Source organism: Planctopirus hydrillae (assembly GCF_001707835.1).
Classification (GTDB): domain Bacteria; phylum Planctomycetota; class Planctomycetia; order Planctomycetales; family Planctomycetaceae; genus Planctopirus; species Planctopirus hydrillae.
The window spans coordinates 1-20,424 of the sequence record NZ_LYDR01000086.1 but is presented as its reverse complement, the minus strand read 5'-3'; the positions used below and the strand labels follow the sequence as shown (position 1 = coordinate 20,424).

The window sequence follows — 20,424 nt, the reverse complement described above, 5'->3', positions numbered from 1 at the left end:
AATGTCCACTTCCTCAGAACTTGATCTCGATTTCGAACGACTTCAGCGTGACCTTTGGCTACGCCGTACGCGCATTGGTTGCGTTCTCACATTGACGTTGATCCCTGCGGGAATTCTGCTTGACTTGGCAGGCTATCCTGAAGCCTTTTATTCGATTCTATGGGCGAGAATCGTATGCGAAATTGTTGTTGGTGTCGTTTTAGCAACGCTATTTATCATTCCCGATAAAGTACACGTCGGCCTCATGAGTACCATCTGGGCCTATTCTCCAACTGCCGCGATCGCCTGGATGCTTTATGTCACTGAAGGTTCTGTATCACCATTTTATGCGGGCCTAAATCTGACCATCCTGGGCACCTGTGTATTGCTCCCCTACAACGCATGGCAGGCTCTCGCATTCTGCTCTGGTGTTCTGGGGATGTATCTCATTGCCTGTATTGCACATAGTCGAATTCCCTTGCGAGTCGATGCACTCGTCATGAACTCGACGTTCATTGCCATGACATCCATTATTTGTGCAACGGCCTGCCATATCTTCTCTCAAGCAAGACGACGAGAATTTGATCTTCGACACGACCTGGAAGTACGCAATTTAGAATTGACAGCTGCTGATGAGATGAAGGGGCGATTCTTTGCAAACATCAGCCATGAGCTTCGAACTCCACTGACTCTCATTATGGCACCCGTCGAGGAAATGCTCGCATGGCCAGCAGAACGCCTGGCACCGACAGTCAGAGACGCTCTCAGACTCATACAGCAGGGTGGTCTCAGACTGCTTGGGTTGATTAATGATCTTTTGGAGCTTGTTCGTTTCGATCAATCGACACACGCAGTCATCAAAAGCCGCTATTCTCTTTCCCGTCAATTGAAAACTCTGGTGGAATCAGCACAGCCGCTGGCCCGTGGTAAGGGCGTATTACTGAGTCTGGATCTTCCCGAAGAAGATGTAGAAATTGATGCAAACGAGTACCTCCTTGAGCGAGTGATTTTGAATCTTCTTTCGAATGGCATCAAATTCACACCGGAGGGTGGCTCTGTTTCGGTATCTGCTGCCGCTGATTCCCAATGGACGACTCTTCGTGTCTGCGATTCCGGGATTGGGATGGAAGCCTCCGACCTTCCATCACTCGGACAGAGATTCGTCCAGGTAGATAACTCAGAATCTCGAAAATATCAGGGCTTAGGTTTAGGGCTTTCGCTCGTGCGTGAGATTACAACAGCTCACAATGGAGAACTCCTTTTAGAAAGCCAGCCGGGGCAAGGCACGACTGTCACAGTTCAGTTTCCGGTCGTACACGCACCCCCCAAAATTGCTGGAGAGCCAGATTTTGACAGTTGGGCAGACTTACGACGTGCGGCTGCACTCGCCTCAGTTCGCCAGCAAAGTTCTCAGAATGATCTTCAGCCCAATAAAGAAGCATCGACCGCCACCATTGTATTCGCAGATGACGATGCTGATATGCGGCTTTGCCTTTCTCGCATTCTCGAAGTTCTTGGGAATGTGATTGTTTGCCGGGATGGCATTGAGGCCGTGTCAGCGGTCGAAACGAAGAAGCCAGATTTACTCATTCTCGATGCGATGATGCCTGGCAAAACGGGGCTTGAAGTTGCTGAATCAATACGTACGTCAGAAGTGGCTAAAGACACAAAAGTTCTCGTTCTAACGGCTCGTGTCGACGACTCGTTCAAAATCAAGATGCTCGAAGCCGGGGTCGATGACTTCCTCACTAAACCATTCAGCCCTACAGAATTAACGACTCGATGCAGAAATCTGATTGCAGCGGCAACTCTGCAAAGGAGTCTGCGCCAGCGATCGATCGAACTCGAACAGGCAATTATAGAGCGGCAAAAGGTCGAAGCTCGACTCATTCAATCGGAGAAAATGAACGCGATAGGTAGTTTAGCTGCCGGGCTGTTACATGAATTTAACAACCCTGTCAATCATGCCCAGATGGCGATTGCCTATGCCAAGAATGTTATGAAAACTCGCAGTCCAACGACTTCAAGCATCGCATTGGTTGATGAATCACTCGATGATGCTGCCAGCAGCCTGAATCGAATCGGTGATATCACTCGCGATTTGCGAACATTTGCTCACCCGGATGCTGCTCCACCTCGTCGTCCGGTCGCACTTTCAAGAGTGGTGGAAATGGCGAGGCGTTTTGTCTCGCACGAGTTGAATCAGTGCGAAGTCATGATTGATATTCCAGATGAAATCGAGGCCATGATTGTTGAAAGCCATGTCGTACAGGTTTTTGTAAATCTTTTGACAAACGCAGCCCATGCGGTTGTCGAACGTCATGGAGATAAAGGTGGCGTCATTGAAATCGTGGCTGCAGAACAAGAATCACGAATTCTTATCAAAGTTCGCGATAACGGCGTCGGCATATCCAGCCAGGTTCGCTCACGATTGTTCGAACCGTTTTTTACGACAAAAGATGTCGGTAAAGGGACAGGCCTGGGGCTCTCCGTTTGTCACACGATCTTGAATCAATACGAATCGAGCATCGAGGTTGATAGTCAACCTGGAGTGTTCACCGAATTCACATTCTTCCTTCCTTCCGTAAAGATGGAAACAGCCAATGTCGCTTAATACTCCCGCCAGTTCACCGCGTGTGCTTTATGTCGACGACGAGGCTCCTGCGCTCAAGTATTTCGATCGCGTTTTCAACGATGAATTCTCGATTGTCACAGCTCAGAATGCTGCGGATGCGAGACAGATACTGGATAACTCGGAGGCTCCTATTGGAGTCCTGTTATCAGACCAGAGGATGCCAGGTGAACAGGGAGTAGACCTTCTGGACTACTCTCGTAAACAGCATCCTTTGACCGTTCGGATTTTGACAACTGCGTACTCAGACTTACCCAGTGCGATTGCTGCGGTGAATACCGGAGGTGCCTATCAATACGTGACAAAACCTTGGGATTTCGACTCACTCAGAATATTGCTCAGGCAGGCTCTCGATCTTTACCAACTGCGCGTCAGCCACGATGAATTGCTGGCTCAGAAGGCTTTCATCTGGCAACAGTTATCTCACAGTGACTCCATGCGAGGACTGCTGGGGTTTTGTGCGGCAGCAGAGCGTTGGAATCCTCAGGCTTTGCATGGGCTCTGGGAGTATTCGCAAGCTGCCAAGAAGCTGCGGGAAAATCAGGCCTCTCGTAATCATTCGCTCGTCACAAATGACAAAGGGGCAGCGGAATACGAATTCCTGACTCGATTAGCACGCATGATCCATCGAGTCACCCCCACAGATCCTGTGTCGATCCAGGAATTGGATCTGAATGCTGTCTTCTATGAGTCGATTCATCGATTTGAGCAAATGGAGTCTCCGGAAGGTGTCAGCGTTTTATCGAGTGATATCACACCCGGAGTCAAAGTGGTCAGTGATTCGACAAGGCTGATAGCAATAATTTCGCTCCTGTTGGGGCGAATCTCCAATCTTGATGGAGACGATATTGCCATTCAGTTGAGTGTGAAAAATCACGACACTGCCTATTTAATACTGACCATGATTGCTCGTGAAAAGACATGGACTGTCGACCAATCACTACCTTTGTTTGCCGCTGTGGATGCCTTCATTTCCGACTCCAGCGATCACTCCATGGATCTCCTGCCCATCTACCTGATGGCTGCTGAGCTTGGAGTAAAACTTGACACGGTGCATCCAGCACCAGGCGTTTTCGCAGGATTCCAGGTCATGATCCCCAAACAGTTGTTGATGGGGGCACCTCAACTGACACCTTTTGATGTTGCAGCGATGCTGACAAATGAGCCCTACAGCTCAGAATTGTTGATTCCCTCGGCAGATTGAGAATCGCTCAACAGGTTGATCTATTCAGGATTGCTCTGCTACTCAAAAACAACGCTTGAGCCATCCGGAGAAAAGCAGTGACTCGAAGGGTCGATTGTGTCGATGGACACGACTGCCATAGATCACAATATGGTTGACCGATGAAATGTTCCGGGTGGAATAGAGATTGTGTGATCGATGAGGGGTTGAATTCACCCTTCCTTCCATGACATTCTCGCAATGTCATTGGTATGCACCGTCGCTTGGTAGCTGACAACGCCTGCCGCTGATGCCAGCATACTGACTTCCGTTCGTGCTCTTATCATGGCAGTAACGGGTAGACGATTCTTTTTGAGAACTTTGTACCATCGAGGGATTCGTGGGCTCGGCGTCCAACCTTCTTCCGAAAGATACTGGCGAAATTTTTCTTGGCTGGCAGTGGGATGCACGACTCTCAGATCAAGATCTAAAACAATGTACATCGCTGATTCCTTCCAAAAGATCAGGAAGTGATCCCCGACCATACTCATGGACCAAACAACCATTAGAGCATTTTCTGTATGAACGTTCCATCAGTTCTCAGGTTCTGAGACTGTTTTGGCTCGCGTGTGTTCACTTTGGAAGCTGGTAAGAATTCCTTTGTCAGGCGTACTACCCGCCTCCTCAGTACGTCAAAACAGTGGGCTGCGTGGGTCAGGTGGGATGATCTGCTGATGGCGGTCGTAGCGAACATGGAAGCGGCCACGGCCTGCCAGCCAACTGATGGTGCGTTCCACCACCTCTGTATTGTTACTTTCCGGAGTTTTTCCCAGTGCACTTCCATGAGCGGTGTTTCTGCGGCGAATGTGGGGATGATGCCACAAGCCAGGGGTATCTGACGAGCGGCTTCACTGTTATTGCCTACGTCGGAGAACAGCATTTTTGGGCGCCTACGCGATCCGGCTGCGTGTGAAGCGGATGTGGGCGAAAGCCTGCATCAAACCGAAGGCCAACCGCAAGGCAAGAAAGCGGTGCGTCAAGGAGAGCTACCGGCATCGGAATGTGATCGAGAGGTTCTTCGGAGCCCTGAAACGCTTTCGCCGCATCGCCACCCGTTATGATAAGAAAGCCGCGAACTTCGCAGGCTTCCTCTGGCTCGCATCCCTCTTAACCGATCAATTCTGAGTGTGCAAAGGTTCTAGTAGACGTCACGACAGTATCGTTGACACTGGATCATGTTGGCCACAAAATCTCCTGTCTCTTCCTCACTAAGCATACCATACTGACCAATAATCTGGCGAAGTGTCTGATCAACATCTACAGCCATCCGCTTAGCGTCTCCACACACGTAGATGTGAGCCCCATCTTGGAGCCACTTCCAGAGTTCGTCTCCCTGCTCGAGCATTCGGTGTTGGACGTAGATCTTCTCCTCCTGGTCGCGGCTGAAGGCGCAGTCGAGCCGTGTTAACAGGTTACACTTCTGTAGCTCTTCAAGTTCTTCACGATACAGAAAATCGGTCGTTGCCCGTTGATCACCAAAGAAGAGCCAGTTTTTCCCCGGAGCACATGTCGCCCGGCGTTCCTGCAGAAATGCACGAAAGGGGGCGATTCCTGTCCCTGGCCCAATCATGATCACAGGCGTCTCTGGATTTTCTGGAAGCGTAAATCCATGCGATGGTCGTATGAACACCCGCACGCGACTGCCGGGTTTCAGACGATCGGCGAACATTGTCGAAGCGACCCCCTTGCGCTCACGACCTTGAAACTCCCATGCGACACGTCCCACGGTCAAGTGAACCTGGTCGGGGCAGGCCTTCAGTGAGCTGCTGATGGAATAGAGTCTTGGCTTCAAGGGCGAGAGGACCGCGAGCAACTCCGCCGGTCGTAATTGCGACGGAGAGATCCGCGTGAGTAGTTCGAGAACATCCCAGCCGTCGATCAGGTCGCTCTCGGCGATCACTTGCCGGAGCCATTCCTGATGCTCGGGTTCCCATGTGACAGCCAGCAATCGCTCGATCAATTCATCGGTGATTTCTGAAAGACAGAATTTTTCCGCCAGCGCAGTCGAGAGCGGCAGCGTCTGTTCGTCGACGACCGCCATTTCGTCTCCCTTTGCACCAACAGCCTGAACCACTTTAGAAACCAGCTCCGGGCAATTGGACGGATAGACTCCTAACGAATCGCCGACACGATAGGTCAAGCCGCTCCCTGTAAGGTCAATTTCGACATGGGAGGTTCGCTTGTCGGAACCTTCGCCATTAAGTTCCCGTACAAGACGTAATGGGGCTTGGTACGGGTTCTGCCGATTCCAGACCGATTGTCCTTTGGCCGAATGACCTGTTAGAGCGTCGAGGATTTCGTGGGCCACCTTCCCGCCGGACGTGTGCCCATTGGTATGACCGTTGGTCCCTGATTCGGCAGGCTTGGTGAATAACTCCTTGAGGACTTTCGCGGTCTCTTTCCCTCCGGGGGTGCAAAGTTTGAGACTCTTCTCCTCTCCGCTGATGATGGCCTCGGCATAACGCTGACAGTTGTAACCGCAAGTGCCACAATCGAGCTGTGCCATCGCTGCCATCATCAGCCGTGGTAATGGTTTTCCTTCGGCCAGCCGCAACCGCTCGTCGAGTGGCAGCGCCGGGTCGTGCCAGGGAAAATCCTCTTCCACTTTCTGTGTGGTAGAGAGTTCATTTTCCGGTGAATCGGCCAATGGCAAAACTACTTCAGGCGAGCAACCCGGCGTTGTGCCTGTTGATTGCAGTCCGATCCATCCTGCCAGGAAACCATTCAGCCAGGCGCGCTGCTCTTCCGTGAAGGGCGCGCTTTCGGGAAGAATCGAGAAGGTTTGAGTCATATCTTGTACTCCCAAAGATGTGGGGAAACTGGTCGGAGATTATCGGCTTATGGAACCAGCACGGGATGGAAGTGAGTCACTTCCCGCAGTCGCTCGATGGAATGCCGATTGATGAACTTCGAGAACGGCTCGCACTCGTCGCGGGCATCGACATAAAAGCCGAGAAGCCGCTCAACAAGGCGGGGAACTTCGGTAAAGGGAACCTGGGGAAAAAGCTGGCGGCCGATGGCCTGCTGGTCTGCATAGCCGCCACCAACGACGATCTCGTATCCGTCGACCAGATCGTCGTCGACTTCGACCTTCGTCCCGCGTAAGCCGATGTCGCCAATGTAATGCTGAGCACAACTGTGATGGCAACCGGTGAAGTGGATGTTGATCGGTGCGTCGAGTTCGATCCGCTCATCAAGATGATCTGCCAGCAGCAGCGCGTGGCGTTTGGTGTCGGCAGCGGCGAATTTGCACCCTGCGCTTCCCGTACAGGCAATCAGTCCACTACGTACAGACGTAGCCCGCCACTCCAACCCCAGATTTTCAATTCCCCGCTGGACGGCAGGGATATCAGCAGTCGCGATATCTGGGATGAGCAGGTTCTGCCAGACGGTTAATCGGATGCGGCCGGAACCATGTGTTTCCGCGAGCCTGGCCAATCCCCGGGCCTGGTCGCAGGTGAGGCGACCTACTGGCAACACGACGCCGCAGTAATGGCGATCCTCTTGCTGCTGGGCATGGAACCCGATATGAGCCCAGCGATCAACGGGACGGGCTGGTTCGCAATCTTCGCTACTCATCCGGAGGAGAGGCCTTCCCAGTTCCCGCTCGACATGTTCGATGAATTTCGCGAAGTCCCAATCATCGAGCAGATACTTCAGCCGGGCCTTCTTGCGGTCGGTGCGGTCACCGTGATCGACGAACACCTTCACGATGGCCGAAGCGACGGCGATACTCTCACTGGGCTTGATGAGGATGCCTGTATCGCGGGCGAAATCGTGATGCCCGGTGATGCCACCGAGCGTCAAGCGAAAATAGATACCTGCGGGGCAGGCGTTCGTCGCGTTCACTTCGGCGACTCGCACTGCCTGGAAGCCGACGTCGTTTGTCTCTTCCAGGGTCGCGATGCGTCCTCCGCCGTCGAAGCTGATGTTGAACTTTCTTGGCAGGCCGTAACACTCCCGGTCATTGAGAATATGGTGGTGCATTGCCTTGGCATAAGGGAGTGTATCGATCAGCTCGTCTGCATCGAAGCCAGAAGTCGCCGACGAAGTCACATTGCGGATGTTGTCGGCTCCTGAGCCTTTATTGACGAGTCCCAACTCGACAAGGCCTGTATGGATTGCGCAGCCCTTTTCCGCCGAAATCTCGCGGAGTTGCAGGTTCGCCCGCGTCGTGACATCCAGATAATGGCCCGCATGCTCCTGGGCCAGATCGGCAATACCGCGAAGTTGCCAGCTCTTGAGTTCGCCCCCCGCGATCCGCAGTCGGCACATGAATGAATCCTGAGCGGGGGCCACCTGGAACAACCCGTGAAACTTCCATAGAAAGACATCTGTTCCCTTGGGAAACACGCCTTCCGCCGCTGCTGCCTGCATTTGCGGCCAGATCGACAATGGATCCTTGTCTCGCTTCGCCTGCTCTTCATTTGAGAGTTTTTTGCCTTGTGCCAGAAACCTTTCCTGAGCGGCGAGTTCTCGATTCCTTCCCGTGGCAGGCAATGCGGCTTGTGTTGCCCGCGGCCCGATTTGAATCGTTGTCGCCAGACTGTTAACAGCTTCCACACAGCCACCCCCGCTATCTGCAATGACAGGCAAGCCTTTCACCTTGCGGGCCACGTCGGCACCCAAAGCAAACCCCTGGAGATAACTCTTCTGGCTATCAGTGAAACCGTTGTCTTGGGTCATGGAAAAGCACCACTTGAAAAGGGATCAATTCACGTGATTGGAATGGGCGGCCAGGGTCGACTGGTGGTTGTCAGTGAGTCTTCGAACCCTCAGCGCTGGTTGGCAGGAGTTAGGGGTTCGCGAAGACGCTCAACCCAGGCCACCAATTGCCCAAGACCACACCCTTCGAGGATTCAGGAACGTACTACGCGACGAGGAACAAAACGCGTCAATATTCACTCCGCACCTCCCTTGACGTTGACGGCGCAAGCCTTGTACGAGGGCTGCTTTGAGTACGGGTCGAACACCGCGTCGGTTAACTGGTTCGTCTCCTCGTAATGCATCGCAATGAAGACCTGTCCTTGCCTCACAGCAGGAGTCACGAGTGCCATCGCCCGCATGCGGCCTCGTCGCGACTCGACGGTGACCCAGGCGTTATGGGCGATCTTGAGTGCTCGTGCATCAGCCGGATTGATTTCGATAAACGGTTGCTCGGGATACAACTTCCTGAGGACCGGCGACTTCGCAGTGCGGGTCTGCGTATGCCATTGCGAAGCGCTTCCCCTTCCAGTCAACAAAATGAACGGATACGCCTCGTTGGGCAATTCCGTCAACGGGCGGGAGGCCTCAAAGAGGAATTTTGCACGACCGTCGGCATGGTAAAAACAACCATCCTCGAAGAGACGCCGCTCTTGTACGGGGGCAGTCATCCCTTCAGGGCAGGGCCATTGCACCCCCCCTTGTTCTTCGATCCAGCGGTAGTTCTGAACGCCCGTGAAGTCGCAGGGCATACCGCGCGAACACTCCTTCAGAACTTCAAAGACGGCTTCGGGCGAAGACCAGCGCCGGAATTGCTCTCCGCAGCCCCAATACTCAGCCACCAATTGAAAGATGTGGAAGTCGGCCAGCGCTTTCCCCGGCGCACGCCTGACCTTCTTGATACGACCAATGCGCCGCTCGGAATTAATAAACGTCCCTTCTTTCTCGCCCCAGCCAGCGGCTGGAAGGACGAGGTCAGCCATCTGGGCCGTTTCGGTATTGTGGTACATGTCCTGTACAACTAGGAAATCGAGCCGCGAAAGCATTTCACGGGCCAGGTTCTGGTTGATCCACGAGTGGGCCGTGTTGGTACAGATGATCCACAGTCCTTTGATTTTCTCTTTGAGAATTCCCTCCATGATTTCGTGGTACGACCAACTGTTCTCGGTGGGGATGACACTCTCATCCATGCCCAGAATGCCCGCGATCTTCGCGCGGTGATCGGCGTTCTTGAAATCGTGTCCGCCCAGAAGGTTGGTCGTGTTGCTGAAGAGCCGCGAACCCATGGCGTTGCACTGGCCCGTGATCGAATTGGCTCCGGTTCCGGGTTTGCCAATGTTCCCCGTCATCAGTGCCAGATTGATGATCGACTGCGCGGTACGCACCCCCTGATGGCTCTGATTGACCCCCATCGTCCACCAGAACGAGACTCGCTCTTTCTCGTGGATCGTGCAGGCGAATCGCTCAATCTGGTTCGGCTCAAGCCCTGTTTCGGATGCAGTGCGGGCCAGGCTATAGTCGTTCACGAAGCGGGCGAATTCCTCGAATCCCGTCGTCGATCGCGCGACGAACTTTTCGTCAATCCGGCCTTGTTCGATGAGGAGGCGGGCCACGCCGTAAAAGAGTGTCTGATCGGTTTTGGGCTGGATGGCCAGATGCTGGGTGGCGTACATCGTCGTTTCATTGCCGCGTGGATCAACGACGATGATCTCCGGCGAACGGCGGTTCCGCATGACGCGCTCCCACATGATGGGATGGGCAATGCAGGGGTTACTACCCACGAACACCATGGCGTCCGATTCTTCGAAGTCGGCGTAGGTGTAGGGAGGCGCATCGAAACCGAACGCCTCTTTGTAGGCGACCACTGCCGTCGCCATGCACTGCCGCGTATTGCCGTCGCCGTGCCTGAGGCCCATGCCGAACTTGGCCACCGCGCCGAGCAATGCCATCTCTTCGGTGGGCATCTGGCCTGTGCTGATGAACGCCACTGAGTGGGGCCCGTGCTTTTCCTGAATCTGTCGAAAGCGACCCGTGAAAAGTCTCAGCGCTGCATCCCAGTCGACAGGTTCCAGCCGTCCGTTCTTATCAGCTCGGTACAGAGGTGTCGTCGCGCGGTCGGGAGCGTCGAGGACACGCAAGGCTTCCCACCCCTTCGGACAAGCCATGCCGAGGTTCACCGGATACGAAGTAGTTGGCGACAACCCGATCGCTTCACCTTCCTTCAAATGGACTTTGAGGCCACAACCCGTCGAGCAGAAGCCACAGACCATGTCCGTCGTTGCGTCGGGCAACTGGCTTTGGGGCAGTTGGCCCAGTCCAAAGCCCGCGGGTTGTTGCAGTAACTCGCGCGTCAGGGAACCCTCTCGCTGATGGAGCAGTGTCAGTAATGGCTGCATGATGGGGTTATCCGGAAACCAGCTCATGAACGCACTCCTCCGGGCATACGCGGGTTCGACACAGCGGAGAAGAACAGATAACGCTCGAGCAACTCTCCCCCCAGGCAGGCAACCCACATCAGCCCCACGAAAACGGCCGATGTCGTTGTGAACGGGATCGGGTCATGAATCGGAACGGCCGCAAAGGCTACGGGGATGACCACGCCTCCAACGACTCCCAACACGAGCCGTCCGATGGAAAAACCTCTCAGCGGGCCGACAACCAGGAGTGCCGATCGCTTGAGCGATGAATTGCGGAATGTCGCCAGATGCCGCAGCAGCGAGATGTCGTAAAGCAGCTTGAGTGTGGTCAGGATGATTACCGAGCGGGCCAAAGGGCGAGTCAAGTTTTGGGCAAGCTGATGCCACTCGTCATCGCTCAAAAAACCAACGGCCAGCCACATCATCAGCCAGATTGTCGCCACGCCCAGAAGTATCGTCGTGAGGCTAAAGCGGATCAAAGTTCGCTCCAGCGACCAGAGTTCCCTTCTGGTGAAGACGTAGATCATCACCGAACAGAAGACACCGATAACTCCCACGCACGCGACACTCAGTGACAATGTCGGGACGAGTTCACCAGCCAGTTTCCCCCAGGGACTGCCCGAGACCTCCAGCAGTGGCAATCCCCAGCAAAGCCCGGCAAACGGTACAGCGAGACCTGCAAATAATCCAAAGGCCACGATTTCCCGGCTGAGCCAGGAATGCCGAAATCCCAGAATCCCTCGGAAAGCGTAGAGTGGCCGTCCCAGATGAAGCGTGCTGGCTCCCAGTGCCAGCAACCCCAGCACGAGTGCACCTGTTGCATGAATGGGACGAAAAGCGGTGGCGAGTTCTGTATCAAGTGCCCCTTCCAGGAAACTGCCCGCTGCGAATGCTCCAACCGAAAGCTGTGTCAGCACCAGCATCACGATTAATGGCCAATGGGGATGTTGCGGGCTGACCGAATAGTAATCCGCCGGGAGCATATTGCGGGGAAAGACCCGCGTCGTCCTGTACGTGGTTGTCGGTAGAGTGATGTAAGGTTCGGGAGCAGCGGGGAGGAAGTGGTCTGCCTCCGCATTTTCGGTGACCCGCGACACATCGACGATTCGGATAGAGATGGCCTCATGAGGGCATGCCTGTACACAGGCCGGTGCTTCGCCATTTTTCAGGCGGTTGGAACACATGTCGCACTTGCGGACGATCCCCTTGGCAGCGTGGTACTTGGGGACATTGTAGGGACAGGCCAGCGTGCAGTATTGGCAGCCGAAGCATTGATCATCGAGATGCCGGACGATACCCGTGAAGGCGTCTTTTTCGTAGGCGTTTACCGGGCAGGCGGTCATGCAGGCCGGTTCAAGGCAATGATGGCAGGCAGCTGTCACATGCTGCATCACGGGAAGCGTCTCGGTTCCGCCGATGAGTAATCCTACATCGCGCCAAGTCTCCGAATCATCCAACCCGTTCAGAGAGTGGCAAGCTGTCACACAGGCCTTACAACCCGAACAGCGATCGAGATCGACTTCGAAGCCGTACTGCTGCCCCGGGCCCACGGGCGTCGCAGGCAGCAGACTGGCATAGAAACGGGCCTGATCGGGTAATTTGCTGCCGTTGATCGTCCCATCGGCGTGCTCCTTTGCGAAGAGTTCGACGGCGGAGAGCTCCCGCTGTTTTTGCAACAGTCGGTGAACCATCTGCTCGCCTTTCGAAGGCGGCGCGGAGACCGATCCGAAGCCTTCCAGCAGATCTTGCAGACTCAGAGGCCTCGTGATTGGCAACGCGTCGCTCATACGACCGGACTCTCAAATGGAGGTCTTTTCGAACAAAATGGTTGCCCAGGGGTGGCACGTCTCTGAGGTCTTCCGAAGGGCATGTGATTCGCGAATGCACGATTCAAAGTTCACATCCTTCCGAAAAGCTTCGATGAGTGTCCTTCTCATGAGGGATTTCGAGTGCAGGATCCGCGAACGGCGCGAGCGACTGCTCCGATCACGGGATCCTGCATCAGGAGACAGGAGTGATTAAACTGAAGCACACACAGCTTGGACACCGGCTGGTAAAACGGGGGCCGCCTCGTCTCCTGTCAGGATCGGAGGGGTGGCCTCTTCGCTTTCGATTTGAGGCGTGAAGCGGATGGCTAGTATGCTGACTGATACCAGCGTCACGATCACCCCGAGAATGAACAGAGCCGTTGGCCAGGACACCACCGAACTTTTGAAAAGGAATCCAGCCGCGACAGCCGCCGCATTCCCACCGGCTCCAACGATCCCGGAGACCGAACCGAGTGCACGCTTGTTGATGAACGGCACGACGGCATAAGTTGCCCCATTCGACATTTTGACAAAGAGACCTAATAGCAGCATCGCGGGAATGGCAAACTGCAAGGTTCGGGCCTGCGAGAAGAGCATGAGAGCCATCCCTTCCAGCAGGACGACAATGAACAGACAGCGGACCCGGCCCGACAGGGCCCACTTCGCCGCACACCGATCTGAAGCGATGCCGCCCAGCGCGCGGGCGAAGAGGTTCATTGAACCAAAGAGTCCTGCAACGAACCCTGCGATGCCCAGCGCGTAGACTGGATCAGCCGTTTTCAGCTCTTTGAAATAGTCGATAAAATAGAGTGCCGCGATGTTGTCGAGCGTCAGTTCCATCCCGAAGCAGGCCCCATAGACGAGAAACAGAATCCAGACGCGGTAGTCGCGACAAGCTTCCTGGAAGGTTCCCTTGACTGCCGACTTTTGAGGCATTTTCCCAGTAGCGCGAAGTTCTGCAAAGTTTCCCTCTGGAGTATCCTGCGTGAGGAAAAAGTAAGCGATCCCCATTGTAGCGCAGACCACTCCGGCCAGCAGCATACAGAATCGCCAAGAACTGGCCGTTGACAACCCGAACGCGACCATGAGAAGTGCAAAGAGCGTGGGCATGACCATTTGCGTCACCCCGCCCCCAAGATTCCCCCAACCGGCAGTAGTGGCGTTTGCTGTGCCAACACAGTTCTTTGCAAACATGATCGAAGTGTGATACTGCGTGATCACAAACGACGCACCGATGGCACCGATCGCGATGCGGAACATTAAAAACGTCGTGAAATCGTGGGCCAGTCCGATTCCCATCACAGGGATTGAAGCGAGCACCAACAGCCCGCTATATGCCAGACGGGGGCCGATCCGGTCGCAAAGCCAGCCGACATAGAGCCGCGCAAGAACTGTGATCGCGACCGATCCAATAATACACCAGCCCACCTGATCCTTGCTGAGGTGCATTTCATCGCGAACGACTGGCATCAGTGGTGCGATGCCGAACCATGCGAAAAAACACAGAAAAAACGCGAACCAGGACATGTGGAACGCACGCATGGGTGGGGTCTTGAAATCCCACAGCCGGATCGATGTCGCTTTGGCGGAGGTGGTCATTGAATGAGCCTTGTCGTGCGTGAACAACTTCCTATCCACCCTGACGACGAGCGACTGTCGTGCTTCCCTCGGAGCAACACCCCAGATGGAAGACCGGTGGATGACTCACTGATCATTGATTTCGGCTCACTCTCTCTGGAGGGGCCTCAAGGGAGAAATGGTCGAGTTCTGATGCAGCGGCAACTCAGATTCAGGCAGCTTTGATTCCAAAGAACGAAGAAGGCTCCATTTGTTCGGTTAACCGAACTCAAACTCTTCAATGAACCATGTGAAAGCCATTCGTGGTGCAATCCATTGAGGCACGATTGCATGGTTTTGGAGCGGAGTTTTTCTGCTGTTTGAAAACTTCAAATGCCAGTTATTCCCGTGAATCCACGGGAAAATGTAATTCACATTCGATCGAGGCATGTGTTCATAACGGCTTCGGCACGCAGTTTTCATCGATAATTATTCAGCAATGACTGGTGGAAAGTTGGATTCACGAAACTGGTATGTCTCCAACGGTCAGTTCGTTTTTCAAACTCTCGTAAGAACGCACGCTGGACTGTCCTCAGAGAAACGGGTTGATGACGCAGGAATCGGAAAAACTGATTCAAGGCCTGGGGCGGCGATATTTCGTTGTCCTGGTGGTCGTCGCTTCGTTGCTTCTCGTCGATCAAGCCCTGCTGCAACCTTTGCTTTTTCGGCTCAACGGCTTTGGGCCGGTGATCAATCTCGCGGGCCGACAGCGCATGCTCAGCCAGCGGATGACCAAAGCGGCCCTTGCCATCGATCTTGATCCTTCGCAGGCGGAATATTGGCGAAGGGAATTGCGGGACTCGTTAGATCGCTGGAAGACTGTTCACACAGGACTTTTGCATGGCGACGCTCAATTGGGGTTACCTCCAGTCAGGGATGCCAGAATTCTCCACGCATTTGCCGAGCTTCAGCCTCACTTCCAGAAGCTGTCGCAAGCGGGGGAACAAGCCATCCAATCCGCCAGCATCCCGGGCGAGAAGCGATCTACCATTGATAGTGATGTTTCCGGCACTCCTCAGATACCCGTTTTGACAACTGATGACCAGAGGGTCGCGATCCAGTTGTTGGCAGCCGAGCCCGGGTATCTTGAGCAGATGGAGCGGGTTGTTGATCTGTTCCAGATCGTGGCAATCGAGCAGGTGAGCTGGCTCAGGGGTTTGAGCCTTGCCTTAATGCTGGGTGCGCTTTCTGCCATGGTGGCGTTGTCGTGGCTGGTGCTCAAACCGGCCAATGAGCTGATTCGTTCGCAATGGCAGCGCATGAGAATTAGCGAAACACAATTTCGTTCGCTTGTCGAGCGAATGCATGACGGACTGGTCGTGCTCGACAATGATCATTGCATCCACTATGTGAATGACCGATTTGCTCAGATTTTGTTTCGAACTGTTGATGAACTCAAAGGAAGCGACATCGTCAGTTTGGCGGCTCTTCCCTCTCAAGCAGAACTGAAGAAGCTTTTGCTCAATGCCAATGTCTGTTCCTCATCTCCCTGTGAAATTGAGTGGCAACTCCCCGAGTCGCTGAAATGCATCACTTTGACAGCCGTTGGATATCAGGAACTCGACGATCATGGTGCCAAGGCGTTGTTCCTGATAGTGACAGATATTTCGGATCGAAAACTGGCGGAAGACCGGCTCAAGGATGCACACCGCGAATTGGAAGAACGCGTGGCACTGCGAACAGGTGAACTCCGCGACGCCAACGACGAACTGATGCACCAGATTAAAGAACGGAATCTCGCCGAGGAAAATTCCCGGCGATTAATGATTCAACTCGCCCATGCCAACCGCGTCACCAGCCTGGGCCAATTGGCCACGGGTATAGCACATGAAATCAATCAGCCGTTGGGCGCGATTGCGGCCTATTCTGAAGCACTCCCTCTCGTACTGCAAAACCCGGATCAGCAATCTGATGAAGCCGCACGGATCGCCCGACGTATTCGCGATGCCGCATTGAGAGCGGGATCGATCGTGAACCGCATGCGGTCATTTTTGCGCACATCCAAAAGTGAAATGAGATTGTTGTCGATCAACCCGCTAATCGAAGAGGTTCTCGCACTTTGCTCGAACGAATTGTCTGAACAACGAATCGAAGTGGCGAAAAACACCAGTGATTCCGAAGATCTTTGTTTCCAGGGCGATGCCGTCCAGATTCAGCAGGTTCTCATGAATCTGATCCGCAATTCGATTCAGGCCATGAGTGGAGTTTCTGATCTTCCCCGGCGATTGACGATCACCTCTTTCCAGGAAGATAAAAAACTCGTCCTGGTGGTTGAAGATACAGGCCCGGGTTTCCAGGACAATTGGCTCACGACTGGACCCTTTCCTTTTCACACTACAAAATCGAATGGCCTCGGAATGGGGTTGTCGATCAGTCAAACTCTCATTCATTCACATTCCGGTGAGTTGACCCTGGAAAACAATTCCTCAGGTGGTGCACGCGTCAGTTTCAAATTGGCAGTTATTTATGACAATTCCCCCAGTAATGTCACCCACAGTTTTTGTCGTTGACGACGACGAGGATCTGCGCGATTCCGTTGTGACGTTGCTCCGCGCTTCGGGGTATGTAGTGCGTAGTTTCGTCAGCGGAGATGATTTCGCTTCGAAGTATCAACAGACACAACCCGGCTGTTTGCTGTTAGATATCCGCATGCCGGGAATTGGGGGCCTGGAGCTCTATCAACAGCTCCTGCTACAAGGCCGACGTCTGCCGGTGATTTTCATGACAGCACATGCGAGCGTCGAAATCGCGGTCACGGCCATGAAATCAGGAGCTATAGAATTTCTGGAGAAGCCATTTGAGTCGCAGCGACTATTAAAGCTCGTCGCTCAAGCCCTCGAACTGGATGCAGCATGGCGGCAAAGTGAGTCGCGATTCGAGCGGCTCGAAACCGCCGTTCAAGAATTGAGTGCGACAGATATCGAGACGCTGGATCTCATCCTGCAGGGAGAAAGCAATAAAGGTATGGCTACCAGACTGTTTATCTCTGAACGAGCCATTGAACTGCGTCGTCAGCGCCTGATGAGAAAACTCAAAGTTCAAAGCCTGGCAGAACTGCTGCAACTTACGATTACACATCGAGTGCTCGCAGAAGTCCGCCAACTTCAGAGAAATGAGCAAGGAAGAGTACCTACGCTAAATCGTATTCAATGAGGGCTTAGGTATTTCGACTTTTGGGGGTATTGTGCTGTTTTGTCGAATAGCAGCAGTTCACTCTTAGAGCCTGACAAAAACCGCTTTGTTGATTAAAAGTTTGGGTTGGTGTCCTGATCAGCACGCAATAACAGAGGGCAGCGATTGCCAGGTGGTTCGAGGCGTGGATGATTTGCTGATGCCGGTCGTAGCGAATGCGGAAAAGGCCCAGCCCGCCGTGCCAACTAATGGTACGTTCCACCACCTCTGTCTTGTGACTTCACAGGAATTTTTCCCAGTCCACCTCCGTGGGCGGTGTTTCTGCAGCGTATGTGGGGGATGATGCCGCGACCTTGGAGTGCGTGGCGAGCAGCTTCACTGTTGTAGCCTGCGTCAGCATACAACGTTCGTGGACGCTTCCGAGGTCTTCCTGAGGCCTCGTTCAAAATCAGTAACGCTGGTTGGCGAAGATTGCCAGTTTGCGTGCAACCTGTCTCCTTAAGGCAAACGACAATTCGTCATGGAGAACTCGCGCGCGAAACCCTGAGAATCTCGATCTTAACTCATTGAAGTGGGACGAGATGAACCCTTTTATGATTTCATCTTCTGCAGAAGCCCAATCTTCAACGGGACCATGCACAGGAGATTCATAATCGACCATTTAGCCTGATTCCAAATTTTTGTGCCTTGATGACATTCAACACGTGGATTTTGGTAAGACCCTGATTTGTATTGGCACCTCAAGCCGATTCCAGCGGTTGTAAGAGCCTGCCAGAGCAACTCACTGACAGCTAAAAAGAAACCAACTCAGGCCGCAGAGGCATCCCTCTGCGACCTGAGCAGGTGTGTCTGTGTGGTGGACGATCTGCTGCAGCGTTTTAAGCAATCGCTAGTTCTGCACGGCGAATGGGTAATCCCTGTGCCTGATCGAACACAGGGGCTCGATCCACGTCAGCCGGTTCCGGACCGGTGGTGATCACGTGATCGTCTCCCGGTGGGATCAAGCTGTCGGGGTCGAGTGGCATGAGGATGTAGACCCGCTGGTGCTGGTCCAGCCGCACAGGCGAGTCGCTTTTGTGGAATGCCAGCTGCTGGAACCCCATTTCGAGGGCCGATACGAGAAACCGGGTTTCGAGGCAGACCTTTCCGGGCTGGCCATGGCGTGAGGAACGGCTCAGGCGGATTTCCGTGGCCCGGGGAGAGTGGTTCGTGCGGCAACGGACGATCGGGACATCGCCCGTCAGATCGACTGTCAGCGGCTGATGCATGGTAGGCGAGCGGCTGGAACAGGTTTCGAGCATCCGGTGCAGCAGTTCTTCCAGTCGGGTGGCATCGAGTGGATGGAGTTCCAGCCGGGTAGTCTCTTCAGAGAGCGACGGCACCACACGATCCACCGGCGGATAACGGGACTCGGTGTTGAGCTTGAGCCCGACAGTCCAGTGCCCCAGTTGCAGCACGAGATCGGTCTCCGTCCGGCCCATTCGCACGGTTTTGACTCGCTGCAACTCTGGAGCTTCGAGCAGATCTGTTCCCTGCACAAGGAGATCCTCAGGCCACGGGAGCTGAATGCCACGGTGAATCAAGAGTTTTCGGCTATCGGTCCCCGCCAGCTGCTGACGGGATCCACTCAGCTGAACGCAGTTGAGGGCATACCGTGTGCTGGCACTGTCTCGGACTGTCATCACCTGCCGCAAGGCACCCAGGAACTCTGGTGGACACGAGAAGTATTCCCGGGGATGCGGGAAGAGTTGCTCGTCGGGGGCATCGAACACCTGAAACTCCCGCTCGACCGCGAATCCCGAAACAGACCAACTTGCCTTCACGATGTCCTGATCGACTTCCAATGTGACGACCTCGGCATCGGGGCCCTGACATTCCCGCAGGAGTTCTATCGAAACAGTGACGCGGGTGATGGGTTCTGAGGGTGTGCTGGAGCGAGTTTCGTGAGAGCCAGGTTCGCGTTCCCAGACAACCCAGCAGTCTTTCGTGGCACAGAGAATTCGCAACTGGGATCCGGCTTGCACCATTGTAATCGGGGGTTGAATGCGGCGGGAGAAGTTGACCAGTCCCGATTTACGAAGCACAGCCAATACCTGGCGGGCTTCGCTGCGTGTGAAGAGCAGCATGGAACACCTTTCGAGGAGGAATTTAAGCAGGATGAGAAACACAAACACCCGCCCCCACTGTGTCAGAGTAAGAGCGGGTCGGTTCAGGTAATCGGCAGGTTGATCGAGTTCAGCCGTTACCACAGCCAGCGACTGACAGGTGAAGGGCATCCCAGTCGAGGTAGAGATCCAGCAGTTCGTCGTCGGCCAGAGGTGGTGAAAGATCAATCAGTTCGAACCCGCGCTGGTGGATCACCGCGAGGTCATCGCCCGTCGTTTCAGAAACAGCCCGTTCGAGTTCATGTCGAGTCATGAGGGAGAGGCTCCTTTCGAGAAGCAGTGTTGTTTCAGCCAACAAAAAAACTCCCCGGCTCTCACGCTGCCAAAACAGTGGTGAGAACCGGGGAGTGAAGAACTGTCATTGAGAGGGAAAAATCAGCGTTGCTGGAGGCGATGCTCCAGCAGCCAGTCGACTTCAGCCTGCAGGGCCTGACTTCTTCGCGTAAACGGCCCCAGTTTCGGCCCTTCCCGCAACTGGGCCCACCAGTGGCCGGTGCTGTCAGGTTCGACATCACTGGCCCGTTCGATCTGCAAGAGGCCCAGAGCTGCCAGATCGATCACTTCCGTGTAGAGGGTCGTCACTGAACCATCGGGTTGAACCAGCAGGTCTGTGGTGCGCAGATCCATGTCAGGCCTCCTCATGGAGGCGGGGACGAACGATGGAGCGGCGGGGTCGATCAACAAGGAGTTGATCGAGCTGCGACTGAACCGCTCCCATCTGCCGGGAGAGCTGTTGCCGCAGGCTGGG

At 54.4% G+C, this 20,424-nt stretch carries 14 protein-coding genes; 5 read left to right on the top strand and 9 right to left on the bottom strand.

The window, feature by feature from the left end; translation table 11 throughout:
• The first annotated feature begins 1 nt into the window (after window position 1).
• Window positions 2-2,593: an ATP-binding protein gene (locus A6X21_RS10890; RefSeq protein ID WP_068847795.1), complete on the top strand. Its 2,592-nt coding sequence runs from the start codon at window positions 2-4 to the stop codon at window positions 2,591-2,593.
• Window positions 2,583-3,815 (top strand): response regulator, encoded by a 1,233-nt coding sequence (locus A6X21_RS10885; RefSeq protein ID WP_068847794.1) that lies wholly within the window; start codon window positions 2,583-2,585, stop codon window positions 3,813-3,815. The genes A6X21_RS10890 and A6X21_RS10885 overlap by 11 nt, the downstream gene beginning before the upstream one ends.
• 650 nt (window positions 3,816-4,465) lie before the next feature.
• Here the strand turns inward: A6X21_RS10885 and A6X21_RS24340 are convergent.
• Window positions 4,466-4,657, bottom strand: coding sequence for a hypothetical protein (locus A6X21_RS24340; protein ID WP_131818295.1), 192 nt, complete (start codon window positions 4,655-4,657; stop codon window positions 4,466-4,468).
• 58 nt (window positions 4,658-4,715) lie between these two features.
• Here A6X21_RS24340 and A6X21_RS25205 point away from each other — a divergent pair, with 58 nt between their 5' ends.
• Entirely contained in the window at window positions 4,716-4,958 is a 243-nt protein-coding gene (locus A6X21_RS25205; protein WP_083233542.1) for a transposase, read from the top strand.
• Between the two features lie 13 nt (window positions 4,959-4,971).
• Here A6X21_RS25205 and A6X21_RS10865 read toward each other — a convergent pair whose 3' ends face one another.
• The 5 genes from A6X21_RS10865 to A6X21_RS10845 form a co-directional block, all read right to left on the bottom strand.
• On the bottom strand, window positions 4,972-6,624 hold the full coding sequence (locus A6X21_RS10865) for a sulfite reductase subunit alpha (protein WP_068847791.1): 1,653 nt from the start codon (window positions 6,622-6,624) through the stop codon (window positions 4,972-4,974).
• Window positions 6,625-6,671: 47 nt separating this feature from the next.
• Window positions 6,672-8,519 (bottom strand): NirA family protein, encoded by a 1,848-nt coding sequence (locus A6X21_RS10860; RefSeq protein ID WP_068847790.1) that lies wholly within the window; start codon window positions 8,517-8,519, stop codon window positions 6,672-6,674.
• A gap of 215 nt (window positions 8,520-8,734) precedes the next feature.
• Entirely contained in the window at window positions 8,735-10,960 is a 2,226-nt protein-coding gene (locus tag A6X21_RS10855) for a molybdopterin oxidoreductase family protein (protein WP_083233541.1), read from the bottom strand.
• A complete protein-coding gene (locus tag A6X21_RS10850) occupies window positions 10,957-12,645 on the bottom strand; it encodes a DmsC/YnfH family molybdoenzyme membrane anchor subunit (protein WP_240490237.1) in 1,689 nt (562 codons plus the stop codon). The genes A6X21_RS10855 and A6X21_RS10850 overlap by 4 nt, the downstream gene beginning before the upstream one ends.
• Window positions 12,646-12,972: 327 nt before the next feature.
• Entirely contained in the window at window positions 12,973-14,361 is a 1,389-nt protein-coding gene (locus tag A6X21_RS10845) for an MFS transporter (protein WP_068847788.1), read from the bottom strand.
• A gap of 566 nt (window positions 14,362-14,927) precedes the next feature.
• Between A6X21_RS10845 and A6X21_RS10840 the strand changes: the two genes are divergently transcribed.
• A complete protein-coding gene (locus tag A6X21_RS10840; RefSeq protein ID WP_068847787.1) occupies window positions 14,928-16,889 on the top strand; it encodes a type IV pili methyl-accepting chemotaxis transducer N-terminal domain-containing protein in 1,962 nt (653 codons plus the stop codon).
• Window positions 16,864-17,532, top strand: a complete 669-nt coding sequence (locus A6X21_RS10835) for a response regulator transcription factor (protein ID WP_052301602.1) — start codon at window positions 16,864-16,866, stop codon at window positions 17,530-17,532. The genes A6X21_RS10840 and A6X21_RS10835 overlap by 26 nt, the downstream gene beginning before the upstream one ends.
• Window positions 17,533-18,389: 857 nt before the next feature.
• Here the strand turns inward: A6X21_RS10835 and A6X21_RS10825 are convergent.
• From A6X21_RS10825 to A6X21_RS10815, 3 genes are all read right to left on the bottom strand, one after another.
• Window positions 18,390-19,637, bottom strand: a complete 1,248-nt coding sequence (locus tag A6X21_RS10825; RefSeq protein WP_131818294.1) for a hypothetical protein — start codon at window positions 19,635-19,637, stop codon at window positions 18,390-18,392.
• A gap of 109 nt (window positions 19,638-19,746) precedes the next feature.
• A complete protein-coding gene (locus tag A6X21_RS10820; RefSeq protein WP_083233544.1) occupies window positions 19,747-19,929 on the bottom strand; it encodes a hypothetical protein in 183 nt (60 codons plus the stop codon).
• A gap of 122 nt (window positions 19,930-20,051) precedes the next feature.
• Window positions 20,052-20,303 carry a hypothetical protein gene (locus A6X21_RS10815; RefSeq protein WP_068847783.1) on the bottom strand — a complete coding sequence of 84 codons (252 nt, stop codon included), beginning with the start codon at window positions 20,301-20,303 and terminating at the stop codon, window positions 20,052-20,054.
• Between the last annotated feature and the right edge of the window lie 121 nt (window positions 20,304-20,424).

Excerpts from the sequence above, each read along its gene's own strand:
- A6X21_RS10890 (WP_068847795.1), top strand. The coding sequence starts at position 2 with ATGTCCACTTCCTCAGAACTTGATCTCGATTTCGAACGACTTCAGCGT.
- A6X21_RS10885 (WP_068847794.1), top strand. The coding sequence starts at position 2,583 with ATGTCGCTTAATACTCCCGCCAGTTCACCGCGTGTGCTTTATGTCGAC.
- A6X21_RS10865 (WP_068847791.1), bottom strand. The coding sequence starts at position 6,624 with ATGACTCAAACCTTCTCGATTCTTCCCGAAAGCGCGCCCTTCACGGAA.
- A6X21_RS10860 (WP_068847790.1), bottom strand. The coding sequence starts at position 8,519 with ATGACCCAAGACAACGGTTTCACTGATAGCCAGAAGAGTTATCTCCAG.
- A6X21_RS10855 (WP_083233541.1), bottom strand. The coding sequence starts at position 10,960 with ATGAGCTGGTTTCCGGATAACCCCATCATGCAGCCATTACTGACACTG.
- A6X21_RS10850 (WP_240490237.1), bottom strand. The coding sequence starts at position 12,645 with ATGGTTCACCGACTGTTGCAAAAACAGCGGGAGCTCTCCGCCGTCGAA.
- A6X21_RS10845 (WP_068847788.1), bottom strand. The coding sequence starts at position 14,361 with ATGACCACCTCCGCCAAAGCGACATCGATCCGGCTGTGGGATTTCAAG.
- A6X21_RS10840 (WP_068847787.1), top strand. The coding sequence starts at position 14,928 with ATGACGCAGGAATCGGAAAAACTGATTCAAGGCCTGGGGCGGCGATAT.
- A6X21_RS10835 (WP_052301602.1), top strand. The coding sequence starts at position 16,864 with ATGTCACCCACAGTTTTTGTCGTTGACGACGACGAGGATCTGCGCGAT.
- A6X21_RS10825 (WP_131818294.1), bottom strand. The coding sequence starts at position 19,637 with ATGCTGCTCTTCACACGCAGCGAAGCCCGCCAGGTATTGGCTGTGCTT.
- A6X21_RS10820 (WP_083233544.1), bottom strand. The coding sequence starts at position 19,929 with ATGACTCGACATGAACTCGAACGGGCTGTTTCTGAAACGACGGGCGAT.
- A6X21_RS10815 (WP_068847783.1), bottom strand. The coding sequence starts at position 20,303 with ATGGATCTGCGCACCACAGACCTGCTGGTTCAACCCGATGGTTCAGTG.